This is a genomic window from Clostridium paraputrificum AGR2156, from assembly GCF_000424025.1.
Lineage (GTDB): Bacteria > Bacillota > Clostridia > Clostridiales > Clostridiaceae > Clostridium > Clostridium paraputrificum.
The window spans coordinates 159,063-185,031 of sequence record NZ_AUJC01000006.1 but is presented as its reverse complement, the minus strand read 5'-3'; the positions used below and the strand labels follow the sequence as shown (position 1 = coordinate 185,031).

The window sequence follows — 25,969 nt, the reverse complement described above, 5'->3', positions numbered from 1 at the left end:
CGTGCTTGAAAAAGGTGTTATAATTAACCTATAATTGTAAAAATGTCCAGATATAAATAAAATAAGCTCAAAAGGAGAGTATTAAATGGGGTTAATTACTATAGGAATAATTTTAGTAGCTATATTTATGGTTATATTCTATATACCAACTAAGTTAAAAGAACAAGAAGAAAAACAATCGTTATATGTTAAGGAACTATATATAAGAATAAATAGACTTGAATCTAAGATAGATAAAATACTAGATTCAAAGAAAAATGAACTTTAAAATAATGATTTAAATATATTAATAACAATATTAAATCAATGGTAACACCGTATTATTTATTTTGTATGATATAATCCAAGTTTGTAATTAGAATTAAGTATCAATTTATTAAAAGATAGATACATGGGGTGCTAGAAGTATGAAAAAAATTATATTGAAAATTATTGCTACAATATTTACTATTTTAGGTATGTTTATTATTTGGTTTATATATGTTACTGAATTTAAAGTTACATATGTTTCGCAACATGTAAACCCAATTAATAATTATACTATTTTATTTCAGGAAGTTGGAGAGCCTGAATGGCCCTTTGGAAAAACTCATGTCAAAATAACACTACTTAATGATAAAAAGAAAAAAGTAGAAAAAATTCCTACTTATATTCAAAATGATGGATCAGTTGCGGGAGAAGAAAATATTTTAGTTGAATGGTTTGAAGATTATGCCGAGGTTACATTATTAGGCAGTGAACAAGAGGATGAAGTTCATAAAATATATTATAATTAATAGTTTGATAAAATTGAATTTATTGGGTAAATTATATGAATAATATTAAGAAGATAAAAACAAATATTAAATTGGGAAAATATCGTATTATTCCAAAAAATATGCGATATTTTTTTATTCGCAATTCTAAGAAAGTGTACAACAAAAGATACATAAATTACTAAACTTGTAAAGTAAAAGGAGGATATTTATAAGAAAATATTGAATATAACAAATATAAAATTAAATTATGGGGGTATAAAGGGTGTATAAGAAAATAATTTGTGGGTTTTTTATTATTTGCTTATCGTTATTTACAATAGGTTGTACAGGCAAGCATAGTGATACTAATAATGGTGATGGTAATTATAGTTTAGGAAATGTGTCTATAAGCGAAAATACACCATGGAATGAGAGTACAAATTTATCAAAAGATGAAAAAAGCTTCTTAGAAGAAGTTAAAAAGGAGATAAATCATGATATTAAATTATATAGCGAAGGAAATATAAATACATTCCTAAATAAAACTATTTCAGGAATGGGAATTTTTAATTCTACTAGTAATACATTTTTTGAAGATAGTAATTTTGATAAATATGTTGCAAATAAAACAGATATTAAAGTAATAGATATTCAAACTGTAGACAATAATAATGCTAAGATTTTGTTGAATATTAAATATCCAGATATGAGACTTCCTCTTTATAAGTCTATAAAAAATAATGAACTAAAAAATGATGAGGATATAACTTTACAGTTTATAAAAGATACTTTTGAAAAAAATCCAGTATATAAAGAAGGAACTTATATTTTAAATTATAAAAAAGCTGAAGATAATAATGAAGTAATATATATATGTAATAATAATATCAGAAAGGCATTAACAGGTAGTTTGATAAATCCTGGTATAAGAAAAATAGATTCTGATGAAGATAAATGTGAACAAGTAAATAAATATTTAAATGATTGCCTTAAATTATTAAAGGACGATGATTTAAACAATTACTACTCAATGGTGTCTTCATGGAAAATAGAGAATATAAGAAAAGAAGTTTTAGAAAATGAAGCTTTTAAAACCATAAGATATTATTTTGTTGATAATATAAAGATTGAAATAATAGAAGGAAAAGAATCATTTCGAGCTATAGTTAGATATCCAGATTTTAATAAAATATTTTTACCCTTATTACAAGAAAAAAAGAATACTAATGAAATTATAAATGAGATAAATAAAAGCATAGTTGATGGTAAGGTAGAAATAGTAGAAGATACACTAGAAGGGGAAATTTATATTGATGGAGAGATAAAGGGAATTCTCGATGATTATAGCTGGCTATTTTCTAATTTAGGAATTGATAGCATTGACATGATAATGAGTAATTTTCAAGAACCATATAATTTTAACATATCTACAGAAATTGAAGGATTAAATTAAAATAAGTAGACCTCGATAGAATCGAGGTCTTATTTATATATTTAGTAATTAAAATGTACGGATGAATGATTTCTTATAAGCTTTTCTTTTAGCTCATGTGCAAAATCTATAGAGTTTTCAAAGTAATTAGATACTCCAAAATTATAGATAGAAGGACCTTTCTTGTAATTTATTATTACATTATCATTTTTTATTAAAACTTCACTTATTTCATTAAAATCAATAATTATTTCCGAAAAAGATTTTCCTACATAATTGTTACTTGATGTGCAAACAGCTACCTTCATTATGCCTCTAAATTCTATTGAATTATCTAATATAATGGCTTCTAAAGATTTTCCTTCATTTATTAATTTATCTATTTCAGGTTTTAATAATTTTTTTGTTAATGGACTCATTCTTTTTGGAATTAAAAGTTCAAATAATATAAGTAATAAAAAAATAGTAGACATAAACAAAACTACAAGATATAGATTTTTATCATTACCAGTTTTGTTTTTTAAATTTAAGAATACAAAAATAATAATTATTAGTAACAATGGAATAAATAAAAAATCCATTAATGAAGGCTTTTTAGTTTTTTTATAAAGATTTTCATTAAATTTGTACACAAAACCACCCCTACCATAACACCAACAATATATATAAAATATAACACATATTGAAAAAAATGTAAAACAATATTATAATTTAAAGGAATGAAAGGTAAAAGGTAAAAAAATTTTTTGAGGGGGATTTTATGAAGAAAAAGGTAAAAGTAATTCGTATTATTAGCATGCTTGTATTAAGTTTATTTATTTTGGACTTAATACCATCTAAGGTACATGCTACTGAAGGTAGAGATACTGAAACAAAAGAATGGAGTGAATATGGAATACTATCAGTATTAGATAAAGATATGGTACTTAATGTAGGGGATTTAGAAATTTCTTCTGATGTTCATTCTAATGGAAACATAAAGTCAAATTCTACTAAGCTAAGTGTTAATGGAGTACTAGAGGCATCTAAAAAAGTAGATATAGTAGCAAGTGAAGAAAATATTAATATACGAGAGAATACAAATAAGATAGAAACTGATGATGTATATGAAGATATATTAAATGAAACTAAGGATAATAGAAAAGAAATTAATGGGTTAAATTTTTTGAATGGGGCATCTATAGATGTAAACAATAATTATAATTCAACAGGTAATACAATAGTAAATGCTTCACAAGTTAACTTTCAAAAAAGTTTATTGTCAGATGGGGAAATATCACTTAATTCTTCAATTGTAAATAGTGGAGAATATAAAAGCTTTATAGCATCAAGAAACAGCAATATAACAGTTAATGCTGCCAACTTTAATTTTAAAGGTATAATTTATGCTCCAAATGGAGTTGTAAATATACAAGGTTCAGATATAAATATAGAAGGTAGAATAATTGCTAATGAGATAATCATAAATGGTAGTAAAGCAAAAATTAAACAAAATGATGATGATTTTGATTTTATTAAAGATGAAGTTAAACCAGATTTAAGTATATTGTCACCAAGCTATGAAAATGATTATCTAGTTACACAAGATGTAGATATAGATATAACAGGTATAGCTAAAGATAATAAGAAAGTAGAAAAAGTTGAATATCAAATTGTTTCAGAAGAATCAAATAATAAAATTAGTGGACAAGCTACTGGAATTGAGAATTGGGCAGTAGAAGACATACCGCTAGAATTAGGAATGAATTATTTAAAAGTTATAGCTTACGATACAAGTAATAATTCTGTTGAAAAAGTAATTAATATTAAAAGAATGAACACAGAAATTAATTTTAGTGATGATGTTGTATACGCTACAGAAAATGATGCAGCTAAATTGAAAGATCAATTTATAAATCAAAAATTAGATCAAAATAAGACTGATGGATATACAGCAGATGATAGAATAATATTAAAGCTAACAAAAAATAATATATTGTTAGATGCTATAAACAAGGGGAATTTTGGAGTAAATAAAATTCTTTATTTTGATCCTTGTGATGTTCTTCCGTCAGGATTTAGTGGTAAATTAGAAAGCTATAATGAAGTATCAGATGGTATAGAGTTTAGATTTAAAAAAGCTGAATTTAATGAAATGATAAATGATTATGTAAGCTTTGATTTAGACAATAATATAGATTTTCAAAATGATATAGCATATATTTTAGCTCCTGATGGAACTAGAGTTGATAAACCTATTCAGAAATCCAGGCTAAGAGCAAGTGAAGAAGTTAAGAAAGGCGTTCAGTTAAATGAATTAGTAAGATTTCTTGTTCCTAAATTTGATGGTTCATCCTTAAGGTTTGGTGATGCTAAAGATGGTCTAGTAATATATGATGAGGATGGTTTAAGAGAAACCAAAGGAGACCAAGTTGTGTTAAAAGCAGAACAAAAGTATTCTAATTTTCAAATTGATTCAGCTTTTGACTGGAATATGAAGATTAGTGATGTATTACCAAAGCAAATACGATTCAAGTTTTCATATGAAGATACAAAAACAAATGGAGTAACATTTAATAAATACTCTAAAGATTTAGAGGAAGTAGTAGATGATATACAAAGTTTAACTAATTCAAGTTTTGAAAATAAAATAGAATTCTTAAATTTCTTTGATATAGAAGGTGTTAAACTAGATGATACTATTGTCTTGGGTTGCGTAGGGGTAAGAACAAACGCAGGTACATCTATAAGCCTTATTCCTAAATATACATTAGATGGATTGGCAGAATCGTCATCAGGAAGGTTGGACCCTATTATATCATTGATGATTGTAATGGATATGAGTGGAGAGATTTCACTTAAGGCTTCTATAGAATCAAATACTAGTTCTTATGTTGAGAAAGGATTTAATATACAAAAAGAGGGCTATGTTGGCAAAGGTGGTAGCGTTGAAGATAATAAGGGGCAAAAAACTTATGATCTAGCTTTTGATAGAGTTGCTGATGTATATGATAGAGAATGTAATTCTAGATATGAATTAGATAAGGAGCCAGTTACAACTTTAAAAGGTTCTTTAGAAGGTAAAGCATCAGTAGATTTTGGATTAGGAGTTGGAATAGGATGTTTTACTATGGGAATAATGCCTGGAATGGTAAGAGCTTCAGGATATGCAAAATTTGATTCTAACTTAAAGGGGGATTTCTTAATAAGTAGCGAAAATTCTGATATAGGTTTTGAAGGAAAATTTGGTGCAGAGTTAGGTATAAGAGTTAGAGTAGATGGTAGAGTAGCAACCGACTTAGGTGTGTTAGAATTTAAGTATGTAAAACCTTGGGTATTATGGAGCAAAGGAATAGGAACTAGTGATGATTTAAAGATAGTTTTGACATGGAGCGATTTACCAAGAGATTTAGATTCACATTTATATACGTCTAAGGGTAATCACATTTACTATAGTAATAAGTATGAGTATGGATATGATGATTCTAATGAATATAAGAAGTTCATAGATTTAGATATTGATGATACTAGTGGATGGGGACCTGAAACTACTACTATTTACGAATATACACCAGGAGTATATACATTTAAAGTTAATGACTATACAAATCGATGGGATAGTAATTCATATGAACTATCTCAATCACGTGCAGTAGTTAAAGTTTATAAAGGAGATCAAGAATTACAAACATTTGTAGTACCAACAGAGAAAAAAGGAACTGTATGGAATGTTTTTTCTTATGATACAAGAACAGATACAATTACATCAATAAATACTATTAATTAAGTTAGAGAATAGGCTTATATATTTAAGCCTATTCTTTTTGTTTTTAGGTTATTAAGATATTTCATCTTTGTAAGGAAGAGTGAAGTGAGTTAAATTATACCTTAAATAAAATGCATGTTGCAGTGAGTATGAATAGTTAAGAATATGTAGTTAAGGTGAATTAAATGATCTTTGAAAATTGAATGATACAGTATTAAAATATGTTATTATTATAATAAAATTAATAATATATTATTTAAATTTTGATTAGTTAGGAGATAATAGTATGAATTTACTAATTACAGATATTTCTTTAGATATCAATTTTATTCAATCTGAGAATTCTAGATATGTAGATATATCTAAATTAAATATAGCTAATTGTTTAGGGTGTTTTAGTTGTTGGACAAGAACACCTGGTAAGTGCATAATACGAGATGATGCAATTTCAGTTTATCCATTAATTGCAAAAAGTAAGAACTTAATTTATGTAACTAAAATTAAATTTGGATCGTATGATACACCAATGAAAGTTTTGCTTGAACGTTCTCTACCAATACAAAAGGCGTTTATTAGACTTTATCAAGGAGAAGCTCATCATGTTCAACGAAATGTCGAAGAGAAAAATGCGATAATTGTTGCATATGGGAATGCTTCAGAAGAGGAAAAAGATTTATTTAGAAGACTTGTTGCTAGGAATTCACATAATATGCTATTTAAAAATTATAAAATAGTATTTACTCAAAAAGAAAATTTGAATGATTTTATTAAGAAAGAGGTTTCATTATGGGAAAATTAATTATTATAAATGGAAGTCCTAGAGCTAAAAAGTCTAATTCTAGAAAATATGCAGAAGTCTTTAAATTACATTATGAAGGTGAAATTTTAGAGTATGATGTTATCTCGAAAAAACATAAAAGTTTATGTGAAAAAATAGAGGCATATTCTGATATTCTTTTTATATTTCCACTATATGTAGATAGTATTCCTGCAGTATTAATGGATTTTTTGAAAGTATTAGAACAATATAAAATAGAAAACAAACCTACAATAAATGTATTAATTAATTGCGGTTTTATCGAACCAGAACAAAATTTTGTGGCTGTTGAAATAATAAAGCTTTTTTCTAAACAAAATGGATATCCTTTCGGATCAGTATTATGTATTGGTGGTGGAGAAGCTATAATGGAAACACCATTTGCTTTTATAGCAAAAAGTAAAATTAAAAAGTTTGCTAGAGCTATTAATAAGAATAGAGGTTCTTTCTATACAGTAACTATGCCATTAACTAAGAGACTATATATAAAAGCTTCTACAAACTATTGGATTAGTTATGGTAAAAGAAATGGAATAACGAAGGAACAAATGGAAACTATGGAAATTGAGTAGGCTTAAATTATTATTGTCAAATTAGGAGTTATGGAGGCATTTATGACAGAAAGAGAAAAGATGTTAGCAGGAGAACTTTATGATTGTGGTGATGCAGAATTATTAAAACAATGGCATAAAGCAAAAGATTTAGTACGAGATTATAATAATATAGATTCTGCAAATGCAGTGGAAAAAGAAAAGATTTTAAATGAGCTATTAGGAGGCAAAGGGAAAAATCTTTGGATCACAGCACCTTTCTTTGTTGATTATGGTAATAATATTTATTTTGGTAATAATTGTGAAGTAAACATGAATTGTACTTTTTTAGATGATAATATTATTCGTATTGGAAACAATGCACTTATTGCTCCCAATGTTCAAATATACACAGCATTTCATCCAACAAATGCTATTGATCGATTTGGAGAAGCGAAGGAAGATGGATTCTTTGAGTTTTGCAAAACGCAAACGGCTCCAGTTACGATTGGTAACAATGTTTGGATTGGTGGAGGAGCTATTATTATGCCAGGTGTTACTATTGGTGATAATGTTGTAATCGGAGCAGGAAGTATTGTAACAAAAGATATTCCCGATAATACCATAGCGTATGGGAATCCTTGTCAAGTGATAAGAGAAAATAAATAATTCTAATATATAAAATTGATTCATCCAAGATATAAAGAAAAGATAAATAGGGATTTATGGGAGCAATTGATATGGCAGAGCTGATTATTATTAGAGGAAATTCTGGTAGTGGAAAGACTACTCTTGCAAGAAACTTACAAAGAAAATTTGGAAGAAATACTATGGTGATTTCGCAAGATGTTATTCGCAGAGATATGCTTATGGAAAGAGATGGTTTTGATACAAAAGCATTACCACTTTTAATTGAGTTATTAAAGTATGGAAGGCGAAATTGTGAAGTTACCATTTTAGAGGGGATTCTGAATTCACAATGGTATAAACCACTGTTTGAAACAGCAATTTTAGAATATGGTTCCAATATTCATGCTTATTATTATGATATTCCTTTTGAAGAGACAGTTCAGAGACATAAAACGAAGTCTAATTGTAATGAGTTTGGTGAAGATTCCATGAGGATATGGTGGAAAGAAAAAGATTATATAAAGATTATTGATGAGATTAAATTTACTTCCGATGTAAGTGTGGAGAAAGCAATTGAAATTATCTCAGATAATCTTGTAAACACCATATAACTTTGAAGATAAAGATTCTATTAAGAAAGTAATTGAGCTATTGAGTAATTAGGTTTAGCATTAAAAAATGCTAATGAAATTTAACATAGGTTTGATGATTCATGCTACTCAGCAGAGTCAATGATTAATGAAAATGTTTAAGGGGGAATATTTTTGAAAAAGAGAATACCTAAAATACTATGGGGAGTTGGATTTTGTTTAATTATTTTAGTTATAGGAATTTTTACGTATTTATATTTTAATCATGTAATAAGAATATCTGAGGGAAAAGAATTTAAAAATCAAGGTAGTCCAGTACTAGAAAGTCGGCTATCTAAAGATGATGTGAAAGAAGATATTGACTATATAATTGATATTATGGAAAACACTCATCCTATATTTTTAGAGGATATACCAGAAAGTTATTATGCAGCAAAGGATGAACTTTTAGCTGCAAGTAATGAAGAGATGACTGTTGGTGAATTACAGTATAAAGTATCAAGATATCTATCATCAATAAATGATGGACATACTGCACTTTGGTGGACAGAAAATATGTTTTTAGATATAGATTGGAAATACTTAGACGGTAATTTATATTTACTTGATTCTAATAAGAAATTAACTGATAAGGTTGTAACTAAAATTGGAGATATAGAAATAGAGAAGATTATAGAAAGCATCAGGGCTCATTTTCCAGCAGAGAACTATGTAGCAGAAGCAAAAAATATAGAAAGTTTTTTAAAGGGTAAATTAGTTTTAGAAAATGTAGGAGTGGATTGTGCTAAAGATATTTTAGTTACTTTAAGTAATGGAGAAGAAGATAAGATTTTAGAGGTTGAATTTATAAGTGGGCCAGAGTATCGAAGTGTAAATAACGGTATTTATAGCAAAGTAATTGATAAAAATGTTGCATACATTAGATTAGGAACTTGTGATGTTAATTCAACATTGAAAAGTGTAGTAGAGAATATAGAAAAGTATAAGAATGAAGGAATTAAAGATTATATAATTGATGTTATAGATAATCCTGGTGGGGTTTCAAATGCTTGCTCAATGCTTCTAGAAGCGCTTAATATGAAGGGTGGAACATATGGTGGAATGTTAAGATTTTCCCCTTTAGCACAAGAGCAACTTGGTTATCTAAGAAAAAGTGGACATATAGAATATAAAAGTAATAATAATGCAGTTAAAAATAATGACATTAATTTGTATATTCTTACAAATGAGAATACTTTTAGTTCGGCACAGATGCTTGCTGTATGGGTTAGTGATGGTAACTTAGGGAAAATAATCGGTAGACCAAGTAGTAATATGCCTTCAAATTATGGAGACGTATTAAAGTTTCAGATGAAAAACTCAAAGTTAATAGGTCAAATATCTCATAAGAAATTTATACGACCTGATATACGTAAGGATAAGGAAAAGATATTAGAACCTGATATCTATGTTGAATATGGTGATGATATTTTAGAGACAGCAATAGATTATATAAATAAATAGGAACTTGAATTAGAGAGGAATAGTTTTTATAAGAAGAAAAAAAGTTGAGAAAGGTTACTCTAAACTTTTTTCTTTATATGTAAAACAGATTTCATCTATTAGTTCTTAGTAACATAAATTACTCTTTAGAGATTACCAATTCTTTCTTATAGATAGTGAAACTTAAGAGGTAATTAAGAGAAGGAGGGGGTAAGGTTGGAGTATGTTGAGAAAAAAGTTAGAGCAAAAAAATACAGTTGTAAAAATTGTGGGAAGAATTTTTATTCACTGAGAATTCAAGAAAACAAATATATTTAAATTGTTTTGATAATGAAGAGTTTATAGACGAAATAGAAAAAATAATATTTAAGTTTTTTCCTGGTATCAGTAAAGTTGAAGAGAGCAGAATATTTGATATTATATTAGGAAAGTGTTGTGATGAGGTAGGTGGAGAAAGATTAGTTTCTGAAGCAGATGAAGAAGTTTGTGAAGTTTGCTTAAGTAATGATGTTATTCATATTAACCATAGTGATGAATTATTAGAAGTTAAATTACCTTGTGTCACACATAAGCAATGGGATAGCTATAATTCTATTGAAAAGAAAAATATTGTTAGCGAAGAATTTAAATTAAAGAAGCTATTATGAAAATAGACCTGGCTATAGTCCAGGTCTTAAAGGTTAGCCATAAATATCACCTCCTTAAACCATGCATATATCACATTTGGAGGTGTTTTTTATGAATTTAAAGTGTATTGGAATTGATATTGGTCATAACTTAAGGTGTGATGTTGGAGCTGTGGGGATAAGAAGGGAAGATGAGCTTAATTTATTGGTTGGTAAATCTCTTATAAAAAGCTTTAGGGCAAAGGGAATTAAGGTGGTAGAATGTTTACCTCATTCAGCTAGTAGTCATAGGGATAGTTTAAGTAAAAGATGTAGGGTTGCTAATTATGGGAAAGTGGATATTTTTATTTCTATTCATCATAATGCTTGTCCTGGTGGATATGGAAGTGAGTGTTTGTGCATTAAGGGTGGGCAACAGAATGCTTTATCTGAAAAGTTGAGTAAGGTTATTTTAGAAGAGATATGTAAGCTTGGATTTAGAAATAGGGGAGTTAAAGATAGAAGAGATCTTTATGTGATAAATAATACAACTATGCCGGCTATAATTGTGGAGTGTGCTTTTGTTGATTCTGCTAGGGATATGAATGGGTATGATAGTGAAAAGATGGCTGAAGCTATATTTAGGGGAGTATGTAGGTTTTATGAAATAAGTGTAAGTGTTGACCAAGGAGAACTTGGTGGGACAAGCTCTCCTAAGTATCACGTTGTACAGAAGGGGGATACTCTTTGGGGAATTAGTAGAAAGTACGGAGTTAGTGTTGAAAGATTGATTGAGATTAACGGAATTAAGGATAGAAATAGTATTTATGTGGGGCAGAAGGTTTTAGTTAGTAGTTAGATTTAGAATAATGTATAGTGAACTATATCACTAATATGGTGATTATTTACATGGGTTAAAAACTAGTGATTTATATATGTTCATCTATTGCTCTAATTATAGCGCTTTTAATATTTGTAATGAGTGTATTTAAGAGTAAAATAAAGAATAACGGGCTTTAGATTGTTGATAAAATTAACATTTAAGATAAATAAAAGAAGAAATAATACAAATTTATTGACAATACGGTAAAGATAATATAATATATAAGTATGAAAACGATATACATGAGATGGATAGTGATTGTTTAAGTACAAGCTAGACCTATTTGTACGGATTTATTTTTGTAAATTCTGCAGGTGGGTCTTTTTTTATTCAAAAGAATCTAGGGAGGATATTATGGTTATTTCAAAGATACTAAATAATAATGTTATTGTTAGTTGCGACTCAAATGGTAATGAAATTATTGCTATGGGGAAGGGAATCGCTTATAAGAAAAAATGTGGAGAAGTTATTGAAGATGGACTTATAGATAAAGTTTATACTTTATCTAATAAAGATATTTCAAATAAGTTCCAAGAGTTGTTATCAAATATTCCAATAGAGTATTTGAATATTTCAAATGAAATAATTGAATATGCCAAAGTAACCCTAGGAAAGAACTTAAATGATAGTATTTATATTTCATTGACTGACCACTTAGGAACATCTATAGAAAGAGCTAAAAATAAAATTTTTGTTAGAAATGCAATGCTTTGGGAAATAAAAAGGTTTTATAAGGAAGAATATAAAATTGGTTTAAAAGTATTGGACAAGATTAAAGAGAAATTTGATATAGAGCTTCCGGAAGATGAAGCAGGTTTTATTGCACTACATATAGTAAATGCTCAATTAGATGAAACTATATCAGTGGTATATGATATTACTAAGGTTATGCAGGAAGTAGCTAATATAGTTAAGTACCATTTTGGAATAACATTTGATGAGAACTCAGTTTATTATTATCGTTTTATAACTCATTTAAAATTCTTTGCTCAAAGACTGTTTAACAAAAATGAGTATAAGGGACAAGATAATGATAGTTTAATGGAGCTAATAAAGAGTAAGTATGAAGATGCATATGCTTGTGTTCAAAAGGTAACAGACTTTATTAAGAATAAGTATTCATATGACTTATCAGAGGATGAGCAATTATACCTTACAATTCACATTGCAAGAATTGTAGAAGAAACAAAATAGAAATAGTTAAGAATTAAGAATTAGGCTCTAGTTCTTAATTATATATAAACATTAATAAGGAAGGAGGATATATAAAAAATTTTGGATGGTGACATTAAGTTGGCCAAACCTTCATGATTCAAAAAATTAAATGAAAAATGGAGGAATAAAAAATGAGAAAGTATGAAGATTTAGCAAAAGCCATAATTAGTAATGTTGGTGGGAAGGAAAACGTAAATAGCTTAACACATTGTATAACTCGTTTACGTTTCAAATTAAAGGATGAAAATAAGGCAAACACTGAAGCATTAAAAAATATGGAAGGTGTTGTAACTGTAATGAGAAGTGGAGGCCAATACCAAGTTGTTATTGGAAATCATGTTCCCCAGGTATTTGAAGTAGTTATGGAATTAGGTAATTTCAAAAGTGATCAACCAGGTCAAGAAGAATCAGGAGAAAAGCAAAGCTTATTTAATAAGTTTATTGATATTATCTCAGGAATATTTGCTCCAACACTAGGAGTACTTGCAGCTACAGGAATGTTAAAAGGTTTTAATGCGTTATTTTTAGCATTAGGATGGTTAACACAAGAATCAGGAACTTATCAAATATTAAATGCTATAGGGGATGGATTATTTTACTTTTTCCCAATATTCTTAGGATATAACGCTTCTAAGAAATTTAAAACAAGTCAGTTCTTAGGTATGTGTATTGGTGCAGCATTGGTGTATCCAAATATTGTTGGATTAACACAAGCAGAACCGCTATATACATTATTCCAAGGTACAGTAATTGAATCACCAGTTGCTATTACATTCTTAGGAATTCCAGTTATTATGATGAACTATACATCAAGTGTTATTCCAGTAATTGTAGCTACTTATTTTGGTGGTAAAATAGAAAAATTATTTAAGAAGATAATTCCAGATGTGGTTAAAGCATTCTTAGTACCTTTATTCACTTTAGTAACAATAGTTCCTTTAACTTTCTTAGTTATAGGACCAATAACAACATGGGCAAGCCAATTATTAGGAGCAGCAACATTAGGACTATATAATGTGTCGCCAATTATAGCAGGAATAGCTATAGGGGGATTATGGCAAGTATTAGTTATATTTGGTTTACATTGGGGAATTATCCCAATTGGCATATTAAATCTTACTACTTTAGGAGCAGACCCAATTTTAGCACTATCTTTTGCAGCATCATTTGCACAAACAGCAGTTATAATGGCAATGTTCTTAAAAACAAAAGATAAAAAACTTAAGGTATTAACAATTCCATCAATAATTTCAGGATTCTTTGGAGTTACTGAACCAGCAATATATGGTGTTACTTTACCAAGGGTTAAAATGTTTGTAATTAGTTGTATAGGTGGAGCAGTTGGGGGAGCTATAATAGGAGCTACTGCAGTTAAAGGCTATATAATGGGGGGACTTGGAGTATTTGGATTCTTTAACTTTATAAATCCACAGAACGGAAGCACAAGTGGAGTAATCAGTAGTATTATAGCAGTTGCTATAGCTATGGTAGTAAGCTTTGTTTTAGCATTCATTATGTATAAGGATGAAGAGAAGGAAACAGATAAAAAAGGAAATGAGCCATTATTATCAAAAGAGGCTATAGGAAGTCCAATAACAGGTGAAGTTATTAAGTTAACAGAGGTTAAAGATGATGCTTTTGCACAAGGAGCATTAGGAAAGGGTGTTGCTATAATTCCAACGGAAGGAAAAGTAGTTTCACCAGTAGATGGAGTTGTTACAACTTTCTTTCCAACTGGCCATGCTTTAGGAGTTACTTCTAATGGGGGAGCAGAAATATTAATTCATATAGGAATGGATACAGTTCAACTTGAAGGTAAATATTTTAAGCCTATGGTTAAACAAGGAGCAGAAGTTAAGAAAGGACAGCCTTTATTAGAATTTGATTTAGATGCAATAAAAGCAGAAGGTTTTGATATTGTAACACCAGTTATTATTACAAATGTAGATAACTATTTAGATATAGTTGAAACTAATTCAAAGGATATAGCTTTTGGAGAAGAGTTAATAAACGTGATTATTAGAAGTTAATAGGTAAGAATTAAGATTTGTTCTTGTCTCTTACTTAATTAATGAAAGTGAGGAATATTTATGTTTAATGAAGGTTTTTTATGGGGAGGAGCTATTGCTGCTAACCAATGTGAGGGAGCATATAAGGAAGATGGAAAGGGATTATCTTTAGTTGATATTATTCCTGCAGGGAAGGATAGATTTGAAGCTATGTTTAATCCTAAAAAGGCATTAGAAACTGATTATGGATTTTATCCAAGTCACTTTTCAATAGATTTTTATCATACTTATAAAGAAGATATAAAACTTTTAGCTGAAATGGGATTTAAGAGTTTTAGAATGTCAATATCTTGGCCAAGAATATTTCCACAAGGAGATGAAAAAGAGCCAAATGAAAAAGGATTAAAGTTTTATGATGATGTATTTGATGAATTGTTAAAGTATGGTATTGAGCCAATTGTTACAATATCTCATTTTGATACTCCTTTATACTTAGCTACTAATTATGGTGGCTGGAGAAATAGAAAGTGTATAGATTTCTTTGTAAACTATGCAACAGTTCTATTTAAAAGATATAAAGGAAAGGTTAAATATTGGATTACTTTTAATGAAATTAATATGATTCAACACATACCATTTTTGGGTGGCGGATTGATTATTGAAGAAGGAGAGAATAAGGAAGAAATTATATATCAAGCTTCTCATAATCTTTTTGTTGCAAGTAGTTTAGCTACTAAGATTGGACATGAAGTTGATTCAGAAAATAAGATAGGATGTATGATTGCATCAGGTAGCGTTTACCCTTATTCTTGTAATCCAGATGATGTTTTAAAGGCTAATGATGATAATAGACATACTTATTTCTACGGAGATGTTCATGTTAGAGGAAAATACCCTCATTATATTAAATCTTACTTCAAGAAGAACAATATAAATATAGTAATGGAAGAGGGAGATGAAGAAATATTAGCTAAATACCCAGTAGATTATTATGCATTTTCATATTATTCTTCAAGATGTACAAGTGCAGATCCAGAAGTTTTAGGAAATTGCAAGGCGAATATATTTGATTCCCTAAAGAATCCATATTTAAAGGCTAGTGAGTGGGGATGGCAAATAGATGCAAAGGGATTACGTATTACAATGCGTGAACTTTATGATAGATATGAGATTCCACTAATGATAGTAGAAAATGGGTTAGGTGCAGTAGATAAAGTAGAAGATGATGGCTGTATAAATGATGATTACAGAATAGACTACTTAAGAGAGCATATTAAGGAAATGAAAATTGCAGTAGAGGAAGGTATTGAGCTATTAGGATATACTCCATGGGGATGTATTGATTTAGTAAGTGCAAGTACTGGAGAAATGAAGAAAAGATATGGATTTATCTATGTTGATAAAGATAATGAAGGAAACGGAACATTAAAGCGTAGTAAGAAAAAGTCCTTTAATTGGTATAAGGAAGTAATTAAGAGTAATGGAGAGAAGCTTTAAAGAGCATTCAAACAAGACTGTAAATAATGAAAATACTATACAAATTCATTTACAAAAGAATATTACCTATTAAAAGGTAGTGTTGCACAAATAATACATGAATATAAGCAGGTAGCTAAATTATGATTTAGCTACCTATTATAATGCCTTCTTTTAAAAGCATTTGAAGGATACGCTATGCAACAAAAACTAATGGCCAATCCCATTAGTATTATACCTGGGGCATCGTTGTTATGTATAGCCAGATTAAAAATGGATATTGAAAAAAAGAATTTACTAAATTTTAAATTATGAAAACTAACCTGTATAGAAAGTAGTTAATAATTCCGATAATAATATATAATTATTAGTAAAATAAAATATTGTTAAATCTAATAAAATGTGCAAAGGAGGAATTTTATTATGGGTATACAACACTCTGAAGTAAATTATGATAATTTAATAAATAATTTAGGGAACTGCTGTTTAACAGAAGAAAGGTGTGGAACTTGCAAGCAAAGTAATTGTTTAATAGGTTATTCGAAAAAATGTGTTATAAGCTGTTTAAAAAGTAGTGTTACATATGTTATAGATGGACAAGCTAATATTCCAACTATAGATGGAAAAGTATATGATAAACATAATTTAATAGATGCAACTGCAGATGTATTAAAACAATGTAAGAACTGCAATAAGGATCACTTTGATAATTGCTTAATAAATGTTTTAAGAAATTGCTATGAAGTATTGTTATTTGGAGAAAAACAAGATTATAAAGGAAGTAATCTTTTATATTTAAATGATATAAAAAGCTTAGATGAAGAAATTGCAGAAGAATTATTAAAAAGATTATAGAAAAGGTGTGGATTAGTTAATTTTATATATTTAGAATTATTTAGCTAAGAAACATCATTACATGAAAGATTAAATCTTAAATGGATAATATAGAGGGTCATTATAACAATTGTTATAGTGACTTTTTTCTTTAAAGGAAATTGAATGTGTAAATAAAGAGTTGTATTGTGGCTTGTGTTGAAATTATGATAAAATAGAAAAATATTTAATTGTAGTAATCTAATCTTATCTTTTAAAAATAGAAGAGAAACTTTATATTTAAAATTACTATGGCTATAATAATACCAGTAGTTATATATTAATAGGTTTATTTACAATAAATGAATATACAGCAAGTACTATAATTTTAATAGCTTTTAAAGTAATAGTATAACTAAATTATTAGAAGGAGATAAGAATGAATAGGAAGTTTGGGAAATTCGCTAAGATAATTGTAGTATTTATAGCTGTAGTTATTATTAGTGCAATAATATTTAATAAGTTAATTAATACAAAGTATGAGTCATTAAATGATATGGATAGAAAAATATTAAATCAACTTTCAGAAGTTTATAAAATATATAATAATAATTCAAAGGAGATATGGAAAGAAGATTATAATGTAAATGATATCCCCATTGTGTTGACACCTGCAAAGAAAGAAAATGGTATGTTTCATTTATATTCATATGTAATAGGAGTAGATAAATTTAAAAGTTCAATATTTTCTAAAGAGATTGAAGTGCCAGAAGAAATGAACTTACCTCCAATATACAAGGTATCATTTCTTTCTCCAACGTTACTTAAACAATGGTTACCTATAAATTTTATATTTTCAGATATAGATGATGAACATGTGGCATTCTTTAAGTATAATCCAGTAAACACTGAATCTGAAGACACTGAGGAAGCTTTTAAATATTTTTTCATGCATGAAGTTTTTCATGAATATAGGCAAGTTCCAATTTGGAAAGATATTAATAGTTTAATTTCAAGTATATATACAGCAGAAAGAAATAAAGAACAATATCAACTTTTAATAACTGAGTTAGCAATTTTAGATAAAGCAGAAAAAGCAGGTACAAAAGATGAATTAAGAAATATTTTAAATAATTTTGTTACTATAAGAGATTTTAGATATGATAAGTTTACTTATATGGAACAAGAGAAAAAGGTTGAAACTTTAGAAGGAACAGCACAGTACATAGAATATAAATACTCAAGCTTGGTACAAGATAAGGTTAAGCCACCTATTACAGTTAATGGAAATAAGTATAACTTTTTAGATGTATTTAATGAGAAAACATTAAATGCCTTTGTGAACTTAAATGGTTTTATAGATAAAGATTTATATTATTATACAGGAGCTATACAAGAAACATATTTAGATAAATTGGAAGTTGATTGGAAAAATAGGGTTGAAAATAATGAGTTAATATATGATATTTTAAAAGAGGAAGTTAAAAAGAATTGGGTTAATAGTGAAAAAAGTGTAGATGATATAAAAAATGAATATGGATATAATAATTTTGAAGGTGAAGCAGAAATAATAGTAAATATATTAAAGGAAAATAGTTAATAAGTTTTGATAAAAACTCTTACTTAAATTTAAAGTAGGAGTTTTTATGTTGTAGAGAAATAAAAGAGGAATTTTAACAAAAAGGTATTATGTTTGACAATATCACTAATTAGTGATATATTGAATCCATAAAAGATACAAAGGGATGAAAGTAATGAAAGAAATTAAAGATATAATTAATGAGAATAAATTAGCATTATCTACATTAATCACATTTACAAGAGCAGAACATACTATCCATAAAAAGGAGTTAGAAACTATAAAAGAAAGTGGATTAACTACTGCTCAGTTTGGAGTATTAGAAGCATTATATAATAAAGGTGATTTAAGAATATGTGAGATTATAGAAAAAATATTGACCACATCTGGGAATATAACTGTTGTTATAAAAAATTTAGAGAAGGATGGATTAGTGAAAAAGAACTTAGATCCTAAGGATAAAAGATCTACTATAATATCAATAACAGATAGTGGGAAAAAAATTATTGAAGATATTTTACCAAAACATATTGAAAATATTAATGAAATTTTTAGTGTTTTAACTAAAGAAGAGCAAATTACTTTAAAAAACATATTAAAAAAGTTTAAAAATATCTAAAAACAAAAAAATTTATCTATATATAACTAATTAGTGATATCTTAAGATTAATATAATGAAATTTCAAATAAAATAGATAGGAGCTAAAAAATTATGAATAAGTTTAGAACAATAGAGAATATATTTAGAGGACCAGAACCTCATATGGTAGGGGATGGATTTAGAGTATAACAATATTTACCAGTAGGAGTAGGGGATATAAAACGCTTATCTCCATTTATATTATTAGATTATCATGCCCCACATTATTATGAACCGTCATCAATTAGGAGAGGTGTTGGAGCACATCCTCATCGTGGCTTTGAAACTGTAACAATTTCTTATGAGGGAAGTGTTGAACATCATGATAATAAGGGGAATCATGGAATTATAGGCCCTGGTGATGTTCAATGGATGACTGCTGCATCAGGAATTTTGCATAAAGAATACCATGAAAAAGAATTTAGTGAAAGTGGTGGAATATTGCATATGATTCAACTTTGGGTTAATCTTCCTAAGAGTGAGAAAATGTCAGAGCCTAAATATCAAACTTTATTAAAAGAGAACATGGGAGCTTTTAAGCTTGATAATAATCAAGGAAAAGTGAGCATTATTGCTGGAGAGTTTAATGGAATAAAAGGGCCAGCAAGCACTTTTACTAATATAAATATTTATAATATAAATCTAAAGAATTATGGAAAAACTATATTAAAAGAACCTGGTAATTTTAATACGGGAATATTAGTATTAAAGGGCGAAGTTAAAATAAATGAAAATCATACATGTAAAGAAAGTGATTTTATTATATTTGACAACATTGATGGTGACATTTCAGTCCAATCAGTTACTGAAGAATCTTTATTTGTTGTACTAAGTGGGGAACCTATAGATGAACCAATTGTTTCACATGGTCCATTTGTAATGAATACAGTGGATGAAATATATCAAGCATATGAAGATTTTAGAAATAATAAATTTGGAGTAGAAAACTTTTAAAATAAATATTAATCAAAAATAAAGTTAAAAAGGAGTAGAAAAAATGAGTAAAGTACTATATATTAAGGCAAACATTAAAAGTGAAGGAGAGTCAAGGACTTTTAAAGTATCTGATAGCTTTGTAGAAGAATATATGAAAAATAATCCACAAGATGAGGTGATTGTCTTAGATTTATATAAGGAGAAAATAGATTTTCTAAGACCTGAGGATTTGGGAGTAGTATTTGGACCTAAAAATGAGGATAGCAAGAAGCATCCAGTATTAAAATATGCATATCAATTTGCAGAGGCAGATAAATATATAATTGCGGCACCTATGTGGAATTTAAGTATGCCAGCAATATTAAAAGCTTATATTGATTATGTAAGTGTTACAGGAATAACATTTAAATATACAGAAAAAGGTCCAGTAGGACTTTTAAATGATAAAAAAGCTGTGCATATAGTATCTAGAGGTGGAGAATATGGGGATGCTCCATATGAAATGGGAGATAGATATTTAAGAACTATACTTGGATTCTTTGGTATCCACGATATAGAAACTATAGCAATAGAAAATTTAGATGTTGCAGGTGTAGATGTTCAAGGTAAAATTGAAGAAGGAATAGAAAAATCCAAGTTAATTGCACAAAAATTTTAAAGATATATTAAAAGAAAGATAAAATGGAACAAAAGCTTTTAAAGTGGACAATAAGTCAAGGACACAATAAAAAAGTTAAGAAGCTAATAAAAGATGATTTCTAAATTATTTAGGAGTCATCTTTTTTAAGTTTCATTATGCAAATTGTTTTTATGTTTTGATGTTAATTTATCAATTGTAGTTGCTATGATATCAAGAGTTCTTGAATTTGAGATATGAGGCGATACGGATTAGCATTTCTTATAGGACATTTAATATCATATTTTCTCATAATAGGTTGTAAGCTCTAATCCATCTAGCTGCTGCTTGTTCGTAGCGTCTAACACCAATAATATTCAAGTCAAATTCTGCTTCCTTAAAAATAATCCTAGGAAGCTTGCCTTTGAGATATTCTTCATCAAATATACAAAAGGATTTTATAAAAGTATTGAAGAAACTGTGATATTAAGTTAATATATACATAAAATTACAGTTTAAAAATAAAATTGTACAGGGGAAGATTAGGTGAAACCAATATTGGTTACTTTGCAATGGCAATAATTTTTAGTGTTATGATTAATTGATAAAAGATGGTATTAGGGGTGGTTTAGTGAATAATAATATATCAAAAATTTGGTTCTTTGCAGCAACTTGTTTTATTATAATTGGAATAGTACGTAAACATGCTACGTATATAGTATTAGGTTGTGCATATATTTGTTTTGGTTTTTCTAAACAAAATGAGAAAATAAATAGTAAGGATGATAAAAACAAATAACTACAAATACAGAATGTATTATAGATTAGAAAATATATTGAAAAGAAATAAAATTTACCTTATAATGATAAAAAACTTATTAGATAACTATAAAGAAATATACTGGAGGATAAAGATGGCTGGAAATAAAGTAGTATGTCATTGTAAGAACGTAAGCTATATAGATATTAGAAAGGCAATGATTGCAGGTGCACGTACTGTAGAAGAAATAAAAGAGATGACAGGAGCAGGTACTGCTTGTGGTGGTTGCGTTAAAGAAATAGAAAAGATTTTAGCATCTGTTTGTGGATGTAAAGGAACTTCATTAGAATCAGTAGTAGAAGCAGTGAAAAATGGTGCTGATACAGTTGAAAAGGTTGGAGAAGTTACAGGGGCAGGTACTCAATGTGGAAGATGTAAGGCCTTAGTACAAAACATAATTGAATTAAAAAGATAGAATAATCTGTATATATAACTAGAATACCCATAAATAATATTATTTATGGGTATTCATTTTTATTCTTTAGGAAATTATATCCATTATTAAATTGTGGATAACTTCAACTATTTAGCAATATATTAGTTTATTTCTTCCCAAAGAATAAAAAATTGTATAAGGTAATAAAAGTGATGTAGTAGGAATAACAAGACCATTTATAATAGTTAGTATTAAAGAATATGGTATAATTGAAAGTATAAAACTAACAGTTAGGTAGGTATTTAACTACTAATTTAATTGGGGGAAAGCCATGGATTATTATACAGCTTCAAAAAAGTTTATATTAAAGAATTCAAGACCGCTTGATATGGCCAGATGGAACTATTTATTTGAAAATGGAAGTAAGGAAGAGGTCATTAGTGCTTTAAAGGCATACCAAAATGATGATGGTGGATTTGCCAATGCACTGGAACCTGATTGTTGGAATATTAATTCAACACCCTTGCAAACATGGGTAGCAACTCAAATAATTAAAGAAATTAATTTAGATGATAAAAACCATCCAATAATAAAAGGAATTTTAGATTATTTATCTTCTAAGGATGAATTTGATGGACATAGGTGGCATGGCTTAAATACAGTAGTAACAAATGACAATTATCCTCATGCACCTTGGTGGTCTTATAGACAAAAACAAGAATCAACATATAATCCTACGGCGAGTCTAATAGGTTTTATATTGAAATATGCAGAAAAAGATACTGATATATATAAATCAGCATGTGAGTTATCAAAAGAAGCTTATGATTATTTTAAAGATAATTTTCCTTTAGAATCTATGCATGAAAGTGCTTGCTTTGTAGAGTTATACGATTATATTAAAGAGTGCTCTATTTTAAACTTATTGGATATGAAAGAATTTAAAAGATTATTACAAAAACAAATTAATCAAGTTATAACTTACGATACTAAAATATGGAACACTGATTATATATGTAAACCATCATTGTTCATAAATAGTAAATCAAGTGATTTTTATTTAGAAAACAAGGAGATATGTGATTTTGAATACCAATTTATTTTAAAGGCTCAAAATGAGGATGGTTCTTGGGGAGTTACATGGGAGTGGAATGATTATCCTGAAGAATGGGCTATAAGTAAAAACTGGTGGAAGTCAGATATTATTATAAAAAATATTAAGTACATTAGAGAATTTAAATTATAAATTATGCTATATAAATGAGTGTTTTTAGGATGTCAAATACTTTTGACATGAGTAAAATAGCCACTATCAAAGACTTTTGATAGTAGAAATTCATTTCAGGTTATAGACTGATAGTGCAGGAGGACATTTTATGAAGATTGGAAAACAAATAAGAAAATATAGAACAGAGATGGAGCTTTCACAGGATGAACTAGCTGAAAAGATTTTTGTATCTCGTCAAACTATTTCAAATTGGGAAAACAATAAGAACTATCCTGATGTGAAAAGCTTATTATTGCTAAGCTCTCTTTTTAGTGTATCTCTTGACATATTAGTTAAAGGAGACCTTGAAGAAATGAAGGAAAAAATTAAATCAGAAGACATTAAGGAATTTAACCATCTAAGTAGCATCTTTGCTGTGTTATTATTAGCAACTATTTTATTACCTGTTCCACTTGTACACTTTTTTGGGAAGATTGGAATGGGAATTTGGGGAGTAATTGCAATAGTTACATTTTGCTATTCCTTGAAGGTTGAAAAATACAAAAAGAAGTTTGATATCCAAACATATAAAGAAATTCTTGCTTTTATGGATGGAAAGAATATGGACGAGCCTCAAAAAAATCAAGAGTATGGAAAACGACCATATCAGAAAATTTTCTTAGCAGTAGGCGCTGGGACATTGGCAGTTGTAGTAGCCGTAATTATGGCTATTATTATAAAACTTTAAAATATATAAGCTCTAATTAATATACCCTATTATTCAAAAGAGAATATGGGGTGTTTTTTTATTCCTTACCTTAAGTAAGAAGGGAATAGATATTTATTTTTCTGTGACTTGGAGCTTGCGACGGAACAAGCAAAATAAATATCCACCCCACCTATAAATTAAAATGCAAAGTATACTATACAACTATGGTAAAATTTGCTATAATCATATTGCAAAGCTTACTTTGCAATATGGAGGTGTTACTTTGAAAACAAGAATTGCTGAATTGCGAAAGAAACATAAAATTTCGCAAGAAGAACTTGCTTTAGCTGTGGGAGTTACAAGGCAAACTATAACCTCTTTAGAGGTTGAAAAGTATACTGCATCCTTGGTTTTAGCTTATAAGATTGCCAAATACTTTGGCACTACCATAGAGGATATATTTGATTTTTCAGAGGTGGAGGAAATATAAAATGGATAAGTTTAAAAAAGACTTGCAAACAAGAATAAGAATGCTAGTTTGTTACAACAGTATACTAATAATAATGGTGTCTTTTGGCCTTTTTCACCCTACTGCTGGACAAAGTGAATTTACATTAGGATTTATGTCTGGCGTTAATGTGGGACTATATATAGCTGTTCAAGCCTTACTAATTTATTTAGTGTTTAAGTATCAAGGAGCCCTTAGAAAAGAAGATAAATTGAGGGAACTATATATTTATGAAAATGATGAACGTCGTAAATATATACGTACTCACATAGGTGGAGTTGGTATAAATATCATTTTAGGGGGCTTGGCAATAGGAACGATCATATCAGGATTTTATAATGAAACAGTATTTTTTGTATTACTTTCAACTTTGATGTTCAGTGCATTAGTGAAAGGAATATTAAAGGTGTACTTTAATAGAAAGATATAAGGAGGTGTATGTTCTATGAAAAGAAAATTACTAGCTTTATCATCACCAGTGGGAATAATATTATTATTAATCTATACTATTGGAAAGCGTTTTATTGGTGAGTATCCAGATATTGTAGCTTATCCTATGATGGTTGTTAGTATTGTTCTAATGATAATTGGAATAGCTTATAATGGGTATTGTTTTGGAAAGAAAAAAAGTCCATATGACTTTAAGTCCTAATTAAAAATTGGAAGGATAGGCTCCAAGGAGGGGCTTATCCTTTTTGTTAACACCAATAATATATATGTTATAATGGATTAATAAAAAGTTATAGGAGATACAGATGGAGAAATATTCACAAAATGAACTAGATGCAACAGTAAGATTTATATCTTCTACTATAAGTAAGTGCGAAAAGATGCAGTTAAAGTTTGTAGAAGGTACATCACAACACTCACTATTAAAAAATAGAATAAAGGCATTATATATTTCAAAAGTTTTGATAGAAAATGATACTGATATTAGTATGTACACTAAAGAAGACTTGGAAAAAGCCTTACCACCTGTTGTTTCAATTATAAATAAAACAGAAAAGGCTCAAATAAAATATGAAGAAGGAACTGCTCAATTTAGAAGATTTGCTCCTATTATAAGAGCTATGTATATTTCAAAAGCATTTATAGAGAATGAACTAGAGAAACGAGGGTAGAAAACATGAAGAAAAAAGTAGCATTTATATGTGTCCACAATTCTTGTAGATCACAAATGGCAGAGGCTTTAGGAAAAAAGTTTGCAGGAGATGTGTTTTATTCATATTCAGCAGGCACAGAAAAGAAGCCTCAGATTAATCAAGATGCAGTTAGAATAATTAAAGATTTATATGATATTGATATGAATGAAACTCAAAAATCTAAGTTATTATCAGATATACCAACTGTAGATATAGTTATAAAGATGGGATGTAATGTTGTATGTCCTTATTTACCTGCAAATCATATTGAAGATTGGGGATTGGAAGATCCAACTGGTAAATCAGATGAAGAGTTTATTAAGGTAGCAAGAGTAATTGAAGAAAAGGTTAAGAACCTTGCACTTAGAATTCAAAATGGAGAAGTTTAATAAAAAAGGTGTGGCGGATATTTATTTCCCTTGTTCCGTCGCAAGCTCTAAGTCACATGGAAACAAATAACCACCCCACGCGT

At 28.4% G+C, this 25,969-nt stretch carries 29 protein-coding genes; 28 read left to right on the top strand and 1 reads right to left on the bottom strand.

The annotated features are described in order from the left end of the window. The first annotated feature begins 85 nt into the window (after positions 1-85). The 3 genes from G594_RS0107660 to G594_RS0107650 all read left to right on the top strand — a co-directional run bounded on the left by G594_RS0107660 (position 86) and on the right by G594_RS0107650 (position 2,190). Positions 86-268: a hypothetical protein gene (locus tag G594_RS0107660; protein ID WP_027098049.1), complete on the top strand. Its 183-nt coding sequence runs from the start codon at positions 86-88 to the stop codon at positions 266-268. 139 nt (positions 269-407) lie between these two features. Next, entirely contained in the window at positions 408-776 is a 369-nt protein-coding gene (locus G594_RS0107655) for a hypothetical protein (RefSeq protein WP_027098048.1), read from the top strand. Between the two features lie 244 nt (positions 777-1,020). Continuing rightward, complete coding sequence (locus G594_RS0107650; protein ID WP_027098047.1) at positions 1,021-2,190, top strand: hypothetical protein; 1,170 nt, start codon at positions 1,021-1,023, stop codon at positions 2,188-2,190. A gap of 41 nt (positions 2,191-2,231) precedes the next feature. On the opposite strand, the gene G594_RS0107645 is transcribed toward G594_RS0107650, so the two are convergent. Continuing rightward, positions 2,232-2,801 (bottom strand): hypothetical protein, encoded by a 570-nt coding sequence (locus tag G594_RS0107645; RefSeq protein ID WP_027098046.1) that lies wholly within the window; start codon positions 2,799-2,801, stop codon positions 2,232-2,234. A gap of 128 nt (positions 2,802-2,929) precedes the next feature. On the opposite strand from G594_RS0107645, the gene G594_RS19590 reads away from it, so the two are divergent. From G594_RS19590 to G594_RS0107515, 25 genes are all read left to right on the top strand, one after another. Further along, the gene (locus tag G594_RS19590) at positions 2,930-5,935 is read left to right on the top strand and encodes a hypothetical protein (protein ID WP_027098045.1); all 3,006 of its coding nucleotides are present in this window, start codon (positions 2,930-2,932) and stop codon (positions 5,933-5,935) included. A 265-nt stretch (positions 5,936-6,200) separates the two neighbouring features. Further along, positions 6,201-6,713: a flavodoxin family protein gene (locus G594_RS0107635; protein ID WP_027098044.1), complete on the top strand. Its 513-nt coding sequence runs from the start codon at positions 6,201-6,203 to the stop codon at positions 6,711-6,713. Further along, positions 6,701-7,303, top strand: coding sequence for an NADPH-dependent FMN reductase family protein (locus tag G594_RS0107630; RefSeq protein WP_027098043.1), 603 nt, complete (start codon positions 6,701-6,703; stop codon positions 7,301-7,303). Before G594_RS0107635 ends, G594_RS0107630 begins: the two co-directional genes overlap by 13 nt. 42 nt (positions 7,304-7,345) lie before the next feature. After that, positions 7,346-7,930: a sugar O-acetyltransferase gene (locus G594_RS0107625; RefSeq protein ID WP_027098042.1), complete on the top strand. Its 585-nt coding sequence runs from the start codon at positions 7,346-7,348 to the stop codon at positions 7,928-7,930. 71 nt (positions 7,931-8,001) lie between these two features. Next, positions 8,002-8,502: a kinase gene (locus G594_RS0107620; protein ID WP_027098041.1), complete on the top strand. Its 501-nt coding sequence runs from the start codon at positions 8,002-8,004 to the stop codon at positions 8,500-8,502. A 153-nt stretch (positions 8,503-8,655) separates the two neighbouring features. Continuing rightward, positions 8,656-9,984, top strand: a complete 1,329-nt coding sequence (locus G594_RS0107615) for a S41 family peptidase (RefSeq protein WP_027098040.1) — start codon at positions 8,656-8,658, stop codon at positions 9,982-9,984. 245 nt (positions 9,985-10,229) lie between these two features. Next, positions 10,230-10,610 (top strand): hypothetical protein, encoded by a 381-nt coding sequence (locus G594_RS0107610; protein WP_027098039.1) that lies wholly within the window; start codon positions 10,230-10,232, stop codon positions 10,608-10,610. A 91-nt stretch (positions 10,611-10,701) separates the two neighbouring features. Beyond that, the gene (locus G594_RS0107605; RefSeq protein WP_034866113.1) at positions 10,702-11,427 is read left to right on the top strand and encodes an N-acetylmuramoyl-L-alanine amidase; all 726 of its coding nucleotides are present in this window, start codon (positions 10,702-10,704) and stop codon (positions 11,425-11,427) included. 378 nt (positions 11,428-11,805) lie between these two features. Further along, positions 11,806-12,645, top strand: coding sequence for a BglG family transcription antiterminator LicT (licT, locus tag G594_RS0107600; RefSeq protein WP_027098037.1), 840 nt, complete (start codon positions 11,806-11,808; stop codon positions 12,643-12,645). Between the two features lie 152 nt (positions 12,646-12,797). Then, the gene (locus G594_RS0107595) at positions 12,798-14,696 is read left to right on the top strand and encodes a beta-glucoside-specific PTS transporter subunit IIABC (RefSeq protein ID WP_027098036.1); all 1,899 of its coding nucleotides are present in this window, start codon (positions 12,798-12,800) and stop codon (positions 14,694-14,696) included. Between the two features lie 60 nt (positions 14,697-14,756). Continuing rightward, on the top strand, positions 14,757-16,172 hold the full coding sequence (locus G594_RS0107590) for a 6-phospho-beta-glucosidase (RefSeq protein WP_027098035.1): 1,416 nt from the start codon (positions 14,757-14,759) through the stop codon (positions 16,170-16,172). Between the two features lie 402 nt (positions 16,173-16,574). After that, the gene (locus G594_RS0107580; protein ID WP_027098034.1) at positions 16,575-17,006 is read left to right on the top strand and encodes a hypothetical protein; all 432 of its coding nucleotides are present in this window, start codon (positions 16,575-16,577) and stop codon (positions 17,004-17,006) included. 397 nt (positions 17,007-17,403) lie between these two features. Continuing rightward, entirely contained in the window at positions 17,404-18,564 is a 1,161-nt protein-coding gene (locus tag G594_RS0107575; protein WP_027098033.1) for a hypothetical protein, read from the top strand. Positions 18,565-18,718: 154 nt separating this feature from the next. Then, positions 18,719-19,162, top strand: coding sequence for a MarR family winged helix-turn-helix transcriptional regulator (locus G594_RS0107570; protein WP_027098032.1), 444 nt, complete (start codon positions 18,719-18,721; stop codon positions 19,160-19,162). A gap of 198 nt (positions 19,163-19,360) precedes the next feature. After that, positions 19,361-20,137: a pirin family protein gene (locus G594_RS18560; RefSeq protein WP_278244160.1), complete on the top strand. Its 777-nt coding sequence runs from the start codon at positions 19,361-19,363 to the stop codon at positions 20,135-20,137. A gap of 43 nt (positions 20,138-20,180) precedes the next feature. Next, positions 20,181-20,777 carry an FMN-dependent NADH-azoreductase gene (locus G594_RS0107560; protein WP_027098031.1) on the top strand — a complete coding sequence of 199 codons (597 nt, stop codon included), beginning with the start codon at positions 20,181-20,183 and terminating at the stop codon, positions 20,775-20,777. 589 nt (positions 20,778-21,366) lie between these two features. Continuing rightward, positions 21,367-21,534, top strand: coding sequence for a hypothetical protein (locus G594_RS20085; protein ID WP_155849293.1), 168 nt, complete (start codon positions 21,367-21,369; stop codon positions 21,532-21,534). A gap of 115 nt (positions 21,535-21,649) precedes the next feature. Next, complete coding sequence (locus G594_RS0107550) at positions 21,650-21,970, top strand: (2Fe-2S)-binding protein (protein ID WP_027098030.1); 321 nt, start codon at positions 21,650-21,652, stop codon at positions 21,968-21,970. A gap of 292 nt (positions 21,971-22,262) precedes the next feature. Continuing rightward, the gene (locus tag G594_RS0107545; RefSeq protein ID WP_027098029.1) at positions 22,263-23,177 is read left to right on the top strand and encodes a hypothetical protein; all 915 of its coding nucleotides are present in this window, start codon (positions 22,263-22,265) and stop codon (positions 23,175-23,177) included. A gap of 130 nt (positions 23,178-23,307) precedes the next feature. Beyond that, a complete protein-coding gene (locus G594_RS0107540; RefSeq protein ID WP_027098028.1) occupies positions 23,308-23,886 on the top strand; it encodes a helix-turn-helix transcriptional regulator in 579 nt (192 codons plus the stop codon). Positions 23,887-24,130: 244 nt separating this feature from the next. Further along, positions 24,131-24,337, top strand: coding sequence for a helix-turn-helix transcriptional regulator (locus tag G594_RS0107535; RefSeq protein ID WP_027098027.1), 207 nt, complete (start codon positions 24,131-24,133; stop codon positions 24,335-24,337). A 1-nt stretch (position 24,338) separates the two neighbouring features. After that, on the top strand, positions 24,339-24,785 hold the full coding sequence (locus G594_RS19585) for a hypothetical protein (RefSeq protein WP_051195936.1): 447 nt from the start codon (positions 24,339-24,341) through the stop codon (positions 24,783-24,785). A gap of 15 nt (positions 24,786-24,800) precedes the next feature. Next, a complete protein-coding gene (locus G594_RS0107525; RefSeq protein WP_027098026.1) occupies positions 24,801-25,007 on the top strand; it encodes a hypothetical protein in 207 nt (68 codons plus the stop codon). 103 nt (positions 25,008-25,110) lie between these two features. Further along, positions 25,111-25,476 (top strand): hypothetical protein, encoded by a 366-nt coding sequence (locus tag G594_RS0107520; protein ID WP_027098025.1) that lies wholly within the window; start codon positions 25,111-25,113, stop codon positions 25,474-25,476. Positions 25,477-25,481: 5 nt separating this feature from the next. Continuing rightward, positions 25,482-25,886: an arsenate reductase ArsC gene (locus G594_RS0107515; RefSeq protein WP_027098024.1), complete on the top strand. Its 405-nt coding sequence runs from the start codon at positions 25,482-25,484 to the stop codon at positions 25,884-25,886. Positions 25,887-25,969: the final 83 nt, after the last annotated feature.

Excerpts from the sequence above, each read along its gene's own strand:
- G594_RS0107660 (WP_027098049.1), top strand. The coding sequence starts at position 86 with ATGGGGTTAATTACTATAGGAATAATTTTAGTAGCTATATTTATGGTT.
- G594_RS0107655 (WP_027098048.1), top strand. The coding sequence starts at position 408 with ATGAAAAAAATTATATTGAAAATTATTGCTACAATATTTACTATTTTA.
- G594_RS19590 (WP_027098045.1), top strand. The coding sequence starts at position 2,930 with ATGAAGAAAAAGGTAAAAGTAATTCGTATTATTAGCATGCTTGTATTA.
- G594_RS0107635 (WP_027098044.1), top strand. The coding sequence starts at position 6,201 with ATGAATTTACTAATTACAGATATTTCTTTAGATATCAATTTTATTCAA.
- G594_RS0107630 (WP_027098043.1), top strand. The coding sequence starts at position 6,701 with ATGGGAAAATTAATTATTATAAATGGAAGTCCTAGAGCTAAAAAGTCT.
- G594_RS0107625 (WP_027098042.1), top strand. The coding sequence starts at position 7,346 with ATGACAGAAAGAGAAAAGATGTTAGCAGGAGAACTTTATGATTGTGGT.
- G594_RS0107620 (WP_027098041.1), top strand. The coding sequence starts at position 8,002 with ATGGCAGAGCTGATTATTATTAGAGGAAATTCTGGTAGTGGAAAGACT.
- G594_RS0107605 (WP_034866113.1), top strand. The coding sequence starts at position 10,702 with ATGAATTTAAAGTGTATTGGAATTGATATTGGTCATAACTTAAGGTGT.
- licT (WP_027098037.1), top strand. The coding sequence starts at position 11,806 with ATGGTTATTTCAAAGATACTAAATAATAATGTTATTGTTAGTTGCGAC.
- G594_RS0107595 (WP_027098036.1), top strand. The coding sequence starts at position 12,798 with ATGAGAAAGTATGAAGATTTAGCAAAAGCCATAATTAGTAATGTTGGT.
- G594_RS0107590 (WP_027098035.1), top strand. The coding sequence starts at position 14,757 with ATGTTTAATGAAGGTTTTTTATGGGGAGGAGCTATTGCTGCTAACCAA.
- G594_RS0107580 (WP_027098034.1), top strand. The coding sequence starts at position 16,575 with ATGGGTATACAACACTCTGAAGTAAATTATGATAATTTAATAAATAAT.
- G594_RS0107575 (WP_027098033.1), top strand. The coding sequence starts at position 17,404 with ATGAATAGGAAGTTTGGGAAATTCGCTAAGATAATTGTAGTATTTATA.
- G594_RS0107570 (WP_027098032.1), top strand. The coding sequence starts at position 18,719 with ATGAAAGAAATTAAAGATATAATTAATGAGAATAAATTAGCATTATCT.
- G594_RS0107560 (WP_027098031.1), top strand. The coding sequence starts at position 20,181 with ATGAGTAAAGTACTATATATTAAGGCAAACATTAAAAGTGAAGGAGAG.
- G594_RS0107550 (WP_027098030.1), top strand. The coding sequence starts at position 21,650 with ATGGCTGGAAATAAAGTAGTATGTCATTGTAAGAACGTAAGCTATATA.
- G594_RS0107545 (WP_027098029.1), top strand. The coding sequence starts at position 22,263 with ATGGATTATTATACAGCTTCAAAAAAGTTTATATTAAAGAATTCAAGA.
- G594_RS0107540 (WP_027098028.1), top strand. The coding sequence starts at position 23,308 with ATGAAGATTGGAAAACAAATAAGAAAATATAGAACAGAGATGGAGCTT.
- G594_RS19585 (WP_051195936.1), top strand. The coding sequence starts at position 24,339 with ATGGATAAGTTTAAAAAAGACTTGCAAACAAGAATAAGAATGCTAGTT.
- G594_RS0107525 (WP_027098026.1), top strand. The coding sequence starts at position 24,801 with ATGAAAAGAAAATTACTAGCTTTATCATCACCAGTGGGAATAATATTA.
- G594_RS0107520 (WP_027098025.1), top strand. The coding sequence starts at position 25,111 with ATGGAGAAATATTCACAAAATGAACTAGATGCAACAGTAAGATTTATA.
- G594_RS0107515 (WP_027098024.1), top strand. The coding sequence starts at position 25,482 with ATGAAGAAAAAAGTAGCATTTATATGTGTCCACAATTCTTGTAGATCA.